Origin of the sequence: Plantibacter sp. ME-Dv--P-122b, from assembly GCF_030209375.1 — a bacterium.
In the GTDB taxonomy this organism is placed as follows: Bacteria; Actinomycetota; Actinomycetes; order Actinomycetales; family Microbacteriaceae; genus Plantibacter.
Genome location: NZ_JARVSC010000010.1, coordinates 133,950 through 142,727 on the forward strand (window position 1 = coordinate 133,950; position 8,778 = coordinate 142,727).

At 70.7% G+C, this 8,778-nt stretch carries 11 protein-coding genes; 5 read left to right on the forward strand and 6 right to left on the reverse strand.

Annotation, left to right across the window (positions count from 1 at the left end):
- Window positions 1-3: 3 nt before the first annotated feature.
- Window positions 4-369 carry a DUF952 domain-containing protein gene (locus tag QRN19_RS17145; protein ID WP_285028394.1) on the forward strand — a complete coding sequence of 122 codons (366 nt, stop codon included), beginning with the start codon at window positions 4-6 and terminating at the stop codon, window positions 367-369.
- 110 nt (window positions 370-479) lie between these two features.
- Here QRN19_RS17145 and QRN19_RS17150 read toward each other — a convergent pair whose 3' ends face one another.
- Together QRN19_RS17150 and QRN19_RS17155 are read right to left on the reverse strand one after the other, a co-directional pair.
- Window positions 480-1,499 carry an LLM class flavin-dependent oxidoreductase gene (locus QRN19_RS17150; protein ID WP_285028417.1) on the reverse strand — a complete coding sequence of 340 codons (1,020 nt, stop codon included), beginning with the start codon at window positions 1,497-1,499 and terminating at the stop codon, window positions 480-482.
- A 46-nt stretch (window positions 1,500-1,545) separates the two neighbouring features.
- Complete coding sequence (locus tag QRN19_RS17155) at window positions 1,546-2,244, reverse strand: helix-turn-helix transcriptional regulator (protein WP_285028395.1); 699 nt, start codon at window positions 2,242-2,244, stop codon at window positions 1,546-1,548.
- Window positions 2,245-2,317: 73 nt separating this feature from the next.
- On the opposite strand from QRN19_RS17155, the gene QRN19_RS17160 reads away from it, so the two are divergent.
- Window positions 2,318-3,103 carry an alpha/beta fold hydrolase gene (locus QRN19_RS17160; protein ID WP_285028396.1) on the forward strand — a complete coding sequence of 262 codons (786 nt, stop codon included), beginning with the start codon at window positions 2,318-2,320 and terminating at the stop codon, window positions 3,101-3,103.
- Here QRN19_RS17160 and QRN19_RS17165 read toward each other — a convergent pair.
- On the reverse strand, window positions 3,100-3,816 hold the full coding sequence (locus tag QRN19_RS17165) for an NADPH-dependent F420 reductase (RefSeq protein WP_285028397.1): 717 nt from the start codon (window positions 3,814-3,816) through the stop codon (window positions 3,100-3,102). The two genes, QRN19_RS17160 and QRN19_RS17165, sit on opposite strands and share 4 nt — an antisense overlap.
- Window positions 3,817-3,952: 136 nt before the next feature.
- Between QRN19_RS17165 and QRN19_RS17170 the strand changes: the two genes are divergently transcribed.
- On the forward strand, window positions 3,953-4,258 hold the full coding sequence (locus QRN19_RS17170) for a DUF3072 domain-containing protein (RefSeq protein WP_079706423.1): 306 nt from the start codon (window positions 3,953-3,955) through the stop codon (window positions 4,256-4,258).
- A 14-nt stretch (window positions 4,259-4,272) separates the two neighbouring features.
- Window positions 4,273-5,529 (forward strand): NAD(P)/FAD-dependent oxidoreductase, encoded by a 1,257-nt coding sequence (locus tag QRN19_RS17175; protein WP_285028398.1) that lies wholly within the window; start codon window positions 4,273-4,275, stop codon window positions 5,527-5,529.
- 44 nt (window positions 5,530-5,573) lie between these two features.
- Here QRN19_RS17175 and QRN19_RS17180 read toward each other — a convergent pair whose 3' ends face one another.
- The 3 genes from QRN19_RS17180 to QRN19_RS17190 form a co-directional block, all read right to left on the reverse strand.
- Window positions 5,574-6,497 (reverse strand): SMP-30/gluconolactonase/LRE family protein, encoded by a 924-nt coding sequence (locus QRN19_RS17180; protein ID WP_285028399.1) that lies wholly within the window; start codon window positions 6,495-6,497, stop codon window positions 5,574-5,576.
- 29 nt (window positions 6,498-6,526) lie between these two features.
- Entirely contained in the window at window positions 6,527-6,958 is a 432-nt protein-coding gene (locus tag QRN19_RS17185) for a hypothetical protein (RefSeq protein WP_285028401.1), read from the reverse strand.
- Window positions 6,959-7,049: 91 nt separating this feature from the next.
- Window positions 7,050-7,490 (reverse strand): GNAT family N-acetyltransferase, encoded by a 441-nt coding sequence (locus QRN19_RS17190; RefSeq protein WP_285028402.1) that lies wholly within the window; start codon window positions 7,488-7,490, stop codon window positions 7,050-7,052.
- Between the two features lie 157 nt (window positions 7,491-7,647).
- On the opposite strand from QRN19_RS17190, the gene QRN19_RS17195 reads away from it, so the two are divergent.
- Complete coding sequence (locus QRN19_RS17195) at window positions 7,648-8,589, forward strand: aldo/keto reductase (protein ID WP_285028403.1); 942 nt, start codon at window positions 7,648-7,650, stop codon at window positions 8,587-8,589.
- Window positions 8,590-8,778: the final 189 nt, after the last annotated feature.

Sequence of the window (8,778 nt, forward strand, 5' to 3'; positions counted from 1 at the left end):
GAGATGACGAAGATCCTGCATGTCGCGATCGTCGACGACTGGGAGGCCAGTCGGCCGTTCGGCGAGTACGAGGTGTCGACGCGAGCCGTGCCGTTCGTCGACGTCGGCTTCGTCCACGCGACGACCGCCGACCGACTGCCCGAGGTGCTCGAGCGCGTCTACGGGTCGCTCCAGCTGCCGCTCGTGCTCATCGTGCTCGACGTGGAGGAGCTTCAGGCGGCGGGCCTCCAAGTCACCTGGGCTCCGACGCCGCGCGTCATGGCCCCGCTCCCGACCGCCGGCCCGGCGATCACGGCCGAGCTCTCGCTCGAACGCGATGCGGCCGGCGCGTGGCAGGTGCCCGCGGCGCTCGCCGGGCTGTCGGACTGAGCGAGGTGACCACAACTCCTGCGGCTGCTCCGCCGTCGACCGTGGGGGCAGCGCCGGGTGCGCAGGTCGGCCCGCCGACGGGCGATCAGCAGGAGTTGTGAACCCCGGGGCTACCCGAGCGCCGGCTTGATGTCCTTCACGATCGACTCCAGGATGCGCGCGTTGAAGTCGACGCCCAGCTGGTTCGGGACGGTGACGAGGACGGTGTCCGCCGCCTGGACGGCCGCATCGGCCGCGAGCTCGGCTGCGATGACGTCGGGCTCGCCGATGAAGCTGCGGCCGAAACGCGCGAGTCCGCCGTCGAGGTGTCCGACCTGGTCCTTCGAGTCGGCCTGGGCGCGCAGCCCGAAGTAGCGGCGCGTCTCGTCGTCGATGAGCGGCAGGACGCTGCGGCTCACGGAGACCCGCGGCTGCCACTCGTGACCGGCTTCGGTCCAGGCGTCGCGGAACATCTGGATCTGCTCCGCCTGCAGTTCGTCGAACGGCACGCCGGTGTCCTCGGTGAGGAGCGTCGACGACATGAGGTTCATGCCCTGCTCCGCCGTCCACACCGCCGTGGACCGCGAGCCGGCGCCCCACCAGATGCGCTCGCCGAGCTCCGGCGACTGCGGCTGGATCGCGAGCAGGCCGTTGGTCCCCGTCATCTGCGGGTTCGCGCGGGCCACACCCGCGCCGGCGATGGCCGCCCGGAACACCTCGGTGTGCGAGCGGGCGATGTCCGCGTCGGTCTCATCGTCGCCCGGCACGTAACCGAACGACTCCGATCCGCGGAGGGCCGTCTCGGGTGATCCCCGGCTCACGCCGAGCTGCAGTCGGCCGTCGCTGATGAGGTCGGTGGCCGCCGCCTCCTCGGCCATGTAGAGCGGGTTCTCGTAGCGCATGTCGATGACACCGGTGCCGAGTTCGATCGTCGAGGTCTTCGCCGCCATCGCCGCCAGCAGCGGGAACGGTGACGCGAGCTGTCGGGCGAAGTGGTGCACGCGCACATAGGCGCCGTCGACACCGACCTCCTCCGCTGCGACCGCGAGGTCGATGCTCTGCAGGAGTGCGTCACGCCCGGTGCGCACGCTGGAGCCCGGAACGTCTTGCCAGTGTCCGAAGGACAGGAACCCGATCTTCTTCACGCTGATTACAGCGTCGCGCGGAGCGGTTCTATTCCTGTGAATGGATCGCAGGTCACCGTCCCCGGCCGTGGACCGGTGTCGCATTCATGGGCGGCTCGCCGACCTCGGCGACCGTGTGGCCGCTGCACGCCGTCTTCGTCACGCTGGCCCGCTCGACGCGCGACACGGTGAACCACCGCATCGCGTCGCGCATCCGGCACCATCCGACGAGGTACCACTGACCGTTCGTCGACGCGAACAGCACGGGCTCGACGTCGCGAGTGGTCGTGCTCCCGTCCCGCGAGGTGTACCGGATGCGGACGACCCGCTGCTCGGCCATCGCCTCTTCGAGCGCCGATCGGACGACGCGCGAAGCGGTCGGGGGTGCATCGACCCAGATCCGACCGGCCAGCGCGTCCGCTCGGGCCCGGGTCCGGGGGTCGAGGACGTCCAGGATCTTCTGCACACCAGCGGTCGCCAGATCCGCGTACGGGGCGTCGGGTGCCGCGGCCACCGCCGACATGAGCGCCACCGCCTGCACCGGGGACAGGCTGACCGGTGGCAGTGTCGCCCCGAGGGCCAACCCGTATCCGCCACCTGGTCCGGGGCGTGACCAGATGGGCGCGCCGCTGCGCTCGAGCGCCTGCAGGTCTCGCTTGACCGTGCGCACCGAAACGCCGAAGTCCCTCGCCAGCCGCTCGGCGGAGGTCCCTCGCGATCCGCTCCGACGCAGTGTCTCGGACAGGGCGTGGAGACGCTCCGCTCGCCTCATCGGCCCATCAATTCGAGATTCATGACAGAAATAGTGACACACACCTGCCCGGAGTGCGCTTCAGGCTGGAGGCATGAACACACAGAACGACACCCCGACCATCATCCTCATCGCCGGCCACTGGCTGGGCGCCTGGGCCTGGGACGACGTCCTCGACCATCTCGACCCCGACCACTCGCGCGCCGTCGCGATCACCCTGCCCGGCCTCGACCCCAGCGATGCCGACCGCACCACACGGACCCTCGACGACCAGGTCGCCGCCATCGCCGACGCCCTCGCCCGGCGGGACGTCTCTGCGGATCACCCAGCGGTCATCGTCGCGCACAGCGGGGCGAACGCTCCCGTCAGCCTGCTCCTCGACCGGCATCCCGAACTCGTCCGCCGGGTGGTGTGGGTCGACTCCGGGCCGATGGCGTCCGGAACGGCCTTCGCCCCGGACTTCCCGGCGACGATGGACGAGCTGCCGCTTCCGGCCTTCGACGTCCTCGCGCAGCAGGCGAGCCTCGACGGCTTGAGCGCCGAGGTCCTCGACCGGTTCCGCGACCGGGCGGTGCCCGAGCCGGGCCCGGTCCTCCGCCAGGCCGTGGAGCTGACCAGCGATGCCCGCACCGCGGTGCCGACCACCCTCGTGTGCTGTTCGATCCCGAGCGCGCAGGTGCTGGACATGGCTCGAGGCGGACACCCCATGTTCGCCGAGGTCGCGGCGCTCGAGACCGTCGAGGTCGTCGACCTCCCGACGGGTCACTGGCCGATGTGGAGCCGTGCCGACGAGCTCGCGGAAGTGATCCGCTCAGCGGCCCTCGCCCCGCGTCCGAACGGTCGAGACCGGCTGGATGCAGGAACCCGCCGGGTCGGCTAGCGGACGTCCGCCTCGGCCGCCGCGAACGCCCGCACCTCGGCGACCTCGCGGATGTCGTCGGCACCGATGTTCGCGCCGAAGAGCTCGTGCCCGGGTTCGAGGACGACGCCCGCGCGCAGCGGTCCGATCTCGACGGGGTCGAATCCGAGGGCGTCCACCACGGCCGAGACGGCGGCCCGGTCCGCAGGATCGTCGCCGGCGATCGCGATGCCCTTGCGGCCCGGCGCGTCGGCCGGGCGCGGCTCGCCGTCGAGGTCGTGGTACCCCATGTGGTTGAACGCCTTCACCACCCGAGACTCCGGCAGGAAGGCGGCGACCAGCTCGCTCGTCGAGGTCTCCGGCGCACTGAGGTCCTCGCGGTGGCCGTCGACCTCCCACCAGTAGTTCATGGCGTCGACGACGAGCTTGCCGCGCAGCTCGTCGACGGGCACCGACCGGTGCTTGCCGAGGGGCAGCGCGAGGATGACGATGTCGGCCTGGGCAGCCGCGTCGGCGGACGTCGTGGCGACGGCACCCGGAGCGAGGACGTCGATCGTCAGGGCGATCCGGGCGGCGTCGCGCGAACCGCTGATGAGCACCCGGTACCCGGCGGCGACCGCGAGTCGTGCGAGGACCGTGCCGACCTTGCCAGCGCCGAGGATGCCGATGGTCATGCCCTGTGACGGGGTGGACTCGTCGGCGGATCGGTCGGTTCCGGAAGCGGTGTCGGACATGAGGCTCCTTCGTGGACGGTGCGGTCGCACGCGGTCGCCTGGATCAACCGGGGGTCGTCCGTCGCTATTCCGACACCGATCGCGCAGGCCGCGCAACCCCTCCTGTCCGATCGCCCGCTCGACGTAGCGTTGCCCCATGACTGACGCAGAACAGACCGATGCAACGACCCCCGACGCCACGACCTCCGGCGCACCCGAGACGATCGGTGCCACTGAGGAGACCCTCGGAGCCCGTGGCGACGACAGCTCGACGAGCGCGAGCAAGGACCCCGAGGACTGGGTCACCGGCGACGAGCCGATGACCGGCCCGCAGCGGAGCTACCTCGACACCCTGGCCCGCGAGGCCGGCGAGGAGCTCCCCGCCGACCTGACGAAGGCGCAGGCCTCCGAGCACATCGACCGGCTGCAGAACGCCACCGGTCGCGGTCAGTCCGGATCCTGAGCGCCGCCGCCACCATGACCGATCCCAGGACGGCACAGCTCCATCACGAGGTGGTCGTCATCGGTGGCGGCAACGCCGGTCTCTCCGTCGCGGGCAGGCTCCGGCGATACGGCGTCGACGACATCGCGGTCATCGAGCCGCGCGAGCACCACCGGTACCAGCCGATGTTCTCGCACGTCGCTGGCGGGACCGCCTCCGCGTCGGTCGCCACGAGGCCACAGCACACCGTGACGCCGAAGGGCGTGACCTGGATCCAGGACCGGGTCCAGTCCATCGACCCGGTCGCGAAGACGGTGACGCTGGAATCCGGCACCGCCGTCGAGTACGACCAGCTCATCGTCGCTCCAGGCATCCAGCAGGACTGGGACGCCGTGCCCGGTCTGACGGAGGCGATGGCGTCGCCGGTCGGGATCTCCAACTACACCTTCGAGTACGCGCAGAAGGCCTCGCGCGTGCTTCGGTCGGTCCGCTCCGGCACCGTCGTGTTCACGCAGCCCGCCGGCCCCGCGAGCTGCTCGGGTGCCGCACAGAAGCCGATGTACCTCGCGTGCGACTACTGGCGGCGGACGGGTGTCCTCGACGACATCCGTGTGGTGCTGGTCGTCCCCACGCCGACGATGTTCGGCATGCCGATGATCGACGCCGAACTCGACCGGAAGGTCGCCGAGTACGGCATCGAGGTGCGGTTCTCGCGCGAGCTCGTCGCGGTCGATGCGGAGCAGCGCATCGTGACCATCGCGCAGACCGACCCGCAGGACGGCCCGGACCGTGGGCAGGACGGCGTGACGGGCGGACTCGGGGAGGAGATCCCCTACGACCTCCTCCACGCCGTGCCGCCGCAGTCCGCACCCGACTGGCTCGCCGCAACGGCGCTCGCCGACCCCGGGAACCCTGGTGGGTTCGTCGAGGTCGACTCGCTGACCCTGCGGCATCCGCGCTTCCCCGACGTCTGGGCGCTCGGCGACGCCGCCGCGGTGATGAGCTCGAAATCCGGCGGTGCCCTCCGGCAACAGACGAAGACCCTCGCGAAGAACCTCGTCGCCGTGCGGTCCGGCCAGGAGCCGAGCACGGTCTACAACGGCTACTCGGTGTGCCCGTTCACGGTCTCCCGCGGGACGGTGGTGTTCGCCGAGTTCGACGACCGCTACCGCCCGAAGCCCTCGATCCCGCTCTGGAACGGCCTCGCGAAGGAGCGCCGGTTCACGTTCTTCGCCGACCGCTACGTCCTGCCCTGGGTGTACTGGAACCTCATCCTGCAGGGTCGGGCGTGAGCTCCTGCTCGCGAACTGTCACCAACGGCTAGTCCAGCGCCCCGTCACTGTGCTGGAGTGACAGTTCGCGGGCATTGGCGGGTGGCGGTTCGGATGCGGTACAGGGACGTCGACGCCGTGATGTAGAGGGTGCGGCCGTCGGGGTCGCCGAAGCAGACGTTCGCGGTGCGCTCCGGGACCGGGATGCGCAGGATGGTCGCGCCGGACGGGTCGAACACCTCGACGCCGTCGCCCGCCGACGACCAGAGGTTGCCGTCGACGTCGATCCGGAAGCCGTCGGACGCGGGTACCGCAGTGCTCGCGAAGGTGCGTCCCGGCGTGTCGCCGAAGAGGACCGAGACGCCGTCCTCCGCGACCTCGTACGCGGCGATGCGCTGCGCACCATCACCGGTGTCCGAGACGTACAGGATCGACTCGTCGGGGGAGAACGCGAGGCCGTTCGGGTGCACCATCGCCGTGATGACCGGCTCGATCGCTCCGGTCGCCGGCTCGAAGCGGAAGACGTAGCAGCCGTCGTACTCCTGCTCACCCGGGTGCCCCTCACGTCCGCTGGCGTCAATGCCGTACGGCGGGTCGGTGAACCAGATCGAGCCGTCGGAATGCACGACGACGTCGTTCGGGGAGTTGAAGCGGCCGCCGGACCAACGGTCGACGAGCGTGACCGGGCCGTCGGGCCCCTCGATCTCGACCGCGCGGCGCCCGTGACTGCACTGCACGACCCGGCCCTCGCGGTCGATCGTGCGGCCGTTCGTGTACTCGGCGCCGTCACGGAACACGGCCGTCTCACCGGTCGCGGTGTCGAACTCGAGGATGCGGTCGTTCGGGATGTCGCTCCAGCGCACGCGGCCGGTCTCCGCGATCCACGCGGGCCCTTCGCTCCAGATCGCGCCCGTGTACAGGTGCTCGAGTCCGGCTCCCTCGGCGAGCAGCGGCGAAGGATCGGTCATGGTGACGTCGTCGTCGGTCATGACACCCAGCCTATTCGGCGGGTGCCGGTCTACGCCGGATCGATGGGGGAGGAGCCGAGGTTGCGGGCGCTCGGTCGGGTGACGGGCGGCTCGACGATCGACTCCAGGAAGGCCCACGCGTCCATGCGCCAGCGGTCACCGGCGACGTCGATCGCCTCGATCCGGAACGGTGGTGTGAGGATCGCGTCCCAGTCGATCGAGTCGAGGACCCGTCGCGGGATCATCTCGTCGACGTACGGAGCTTCACGTTCCGGATCCGGTGCGACCTCGGGGGCGTCGTCGTCGACGAGGACCTCGAGTCGGTCGATCATCGCGTCGTCGAACGCCTGCATGCGGGTCACGAGCGTGTGGAGTTCGTCGGGCTCGAGACCGGCGACGAGTTCGAGCAGATAGGCGCGCCCCGGATACGCCTCCGCGGGCACGTCGACGATGTTGTACCGGCCGTCGTCGGAGATCCACATAGGTCAACGCTAGCCCGTCGCGGCTGGAGGCCTGCGGTGAGGTGCGTCGATTCGTCGTTCGAGTCGCCGTGGGACGACGATTCGCCGCATCTCAGGCGGTCGGCACCTGGCTCGGGTGGACGGGCAGCTGCGCGGCCGGCCGGACCAGCGCGGTCGGGCCGGGGTCGGTGAAGCCGAACTGCTCGTAGAGGCCGTGCGCGTCGCTCGTGAAGAGTGTCCACCGGAAGTGCGCGCCGGGACCGTCGTCGATCATGGCCTGCACGATCCGCTTACCGAGCCCGTGGCCCCGGTGCGCCTCGTGGACGACGACGTCGGCGAGGTAGCCGAAGCCGAGTCCGTCGGAAACCGCCCGAGCGAAGCCGACCTGTGCGCCGGTCTCCTCCTCGTACACGCCGATCACGCGCCAGGCGTCGTCGATCTGCGCCTCGACGTCGGCTCGGCTCCGCCACTTGGCCCAGTAGACCTCGCGGAGCAGGGCCCACACGGCGTCCCGGTCGATGCGGTCCTTCGAGTCGTCGATGCGGTAGCCCATCGGCCCACTGTAGGACGGTCGACGACGGGCCGTGGAGAGCCAGTCCGGCCTCCGTGGCTCGCTCGTCATCGGGCGACTCCGCGGAATAGTCGAGCCGTCCGCGGGCTTACCGTGAGGAGAAGTACCAGCGATGCACCGAACCATGGAGGATCACCAGATGACTCACGCCCGCACCACCCTCGGAACGTCCGACCTGTCCGTCTTCCCGCTGAACCTCGGCGGCAACGTGTTCGGCTGGACCGCCGACCGGCAGACCTCGTTCGACATCCTCGACGCCTTCGTCGCGGGCGGCGGCAACTTCATCGACACCGCCGACGGCTACTCCGCGTGGGTGCCCGGCAACACCGGCGGTGACTCCGAGCGACTCATCGGCGAGTGGCAGGAACTCCGCGGCAACCGCGACGACATCGTCATCGCGACCAAGGTCAGCCAGCACCCCGACTTCCAGGGGCTCGCGGCCGACAACATCCTGAAGGCCACCGACGCCTCGCTCGAGCGCCTCCGCACCGACCACATCGACCTCTACTACGCGCACTTCGACGACGAGTCGGTGCCGCTCGAGGAGACGGTGACGGCACTGTCGTCCCTCGTCGACGCCGGCAAGGTCCGCCACCTCGGCATCTCCAACTACTCCGCAGCGCGCATCGCCGAGTGGTTCGAGATCGTCGAGGCCAAGGGGCTCCACCGCCCGATCGCCCTCCAGCCGCACTACAACCTCGTCGAGCGCGAGTTCGAGGGTGAGCTGCGCACGATCGCCGAGCGCGAGCAGCTCGCGGTGCTGCCGTACTTCTCGCTCGCCAAGGGCTTCCTGACGGGCAAGTACCGCGAGGGGTCGAGCGTCGACAGCGTCCGCGCCGAGGGGGCGCAGGCCTACCTGGCCGACCACGCCGCGCTCCTGCCCGTCCTCGACGAGATCGCCGCGGCCCACGGCGTCTCGGTCGCGACGGTGTCGCTCGCGTGGCTCCGCTCGCAGCCGACCGTCGTCGCGCCCATCGCGAGTGCCCGCACGGTCGAGCAGCTGCCCGACCTCCTCGCCTCCGCCACGCTCGAGCTCTCCGCCGACGAATTGGCCGCCCTCACCGCCGCCTCGGTCGCGTAGGGCTCTTCACTCCGCCGGTCCCTGAGCGACCTCCTTCGCTCCCTGAGCTTGTCGAAGGGCGCACCTCGACAGGCTCGGTGACCGGGGGGGGGGGGGGGGGGGGGGCGGGGGGGGGGGGGGGGGGGGGGGGGGGGGGGGGGGGGGGGGGGGCGGCTGCACGGAGCCGCACCTCCCCCGCGCGACCGGGAT

Excerpts from the sequence above, each read along its gene's own strand:
- QRN19_RS17145 (WP_285028394.1), top strand. The coding sequence starts at position 4 with ATGACGAAGATCCTGCATGTCGCGATCGTCGACGACTGGGAGGCCAGT.
- QRN19_RS17155 (WP_285028395.1), bottom strand. The coding sequence starts at position 2,244 with ATGAGGCGAGCGGAGCGTCTCCACGCCCTGTCCGAGACACTGCGTCGG.
- QRN19_RS17160 (WP_285028396.1), top strand. The coding sequence starts at position 2,318 with ATGAACACACAGAACGACACCCCGACCATCATCCTCATCGCCGGCCAC.
- QRN19_RS17165 (WP_285028397.1), bottom strand. The coding sequence starts at position 3,816 with ATGTCCGACACCGCTTCCGGAACCGACCGATCCGCCGACGAGTCCACC.
- QRN19_RS17170 (WP_079706423.1), top strand. The coding sequence starts at position 3,953 with ATGACTGACGCAGAACAGACCGATGCAACGACCCCCGACGCCACGACC.
- QRN19_RS17175 (WP_285028398.1), top strand. The coding sequence starts at position 4,273 with ATGACCGATCCCAGGACGGCACAGCTCCATCACGAGGTGGTCGTCATC.
- QRN19_RS17180 (WP_285028399.1), bottom strand. The coding sequence starts at position 6,497 with ATGACCGACGACGACGTCACCATGACCGATCCTTCGCCGCTGCTCGCC.
- QRN19_RS17185 (WP_285028401.1), bottom strand. The coding sequence starts at position 6,958 with ATGTGGATCTCCGACGACGGCCGGTACAACATCGTCGACGTGCCCGCG.
- QRN19_RS17190 (WP_285028402.1), bottom strand. The coding sequence starts at position 7,490 with ATGGGCTACCGCATCGACGACTCGAAGGACCGCATCGACCGGGACGCC.
- QRN19_RS17195 (WP_285028403.1), top strand. The coding sequence starts at position 7,648 with ATGACTCACGCCCGCACCACCCTCGGAACGTCCGACCTGTCCGTCTTC.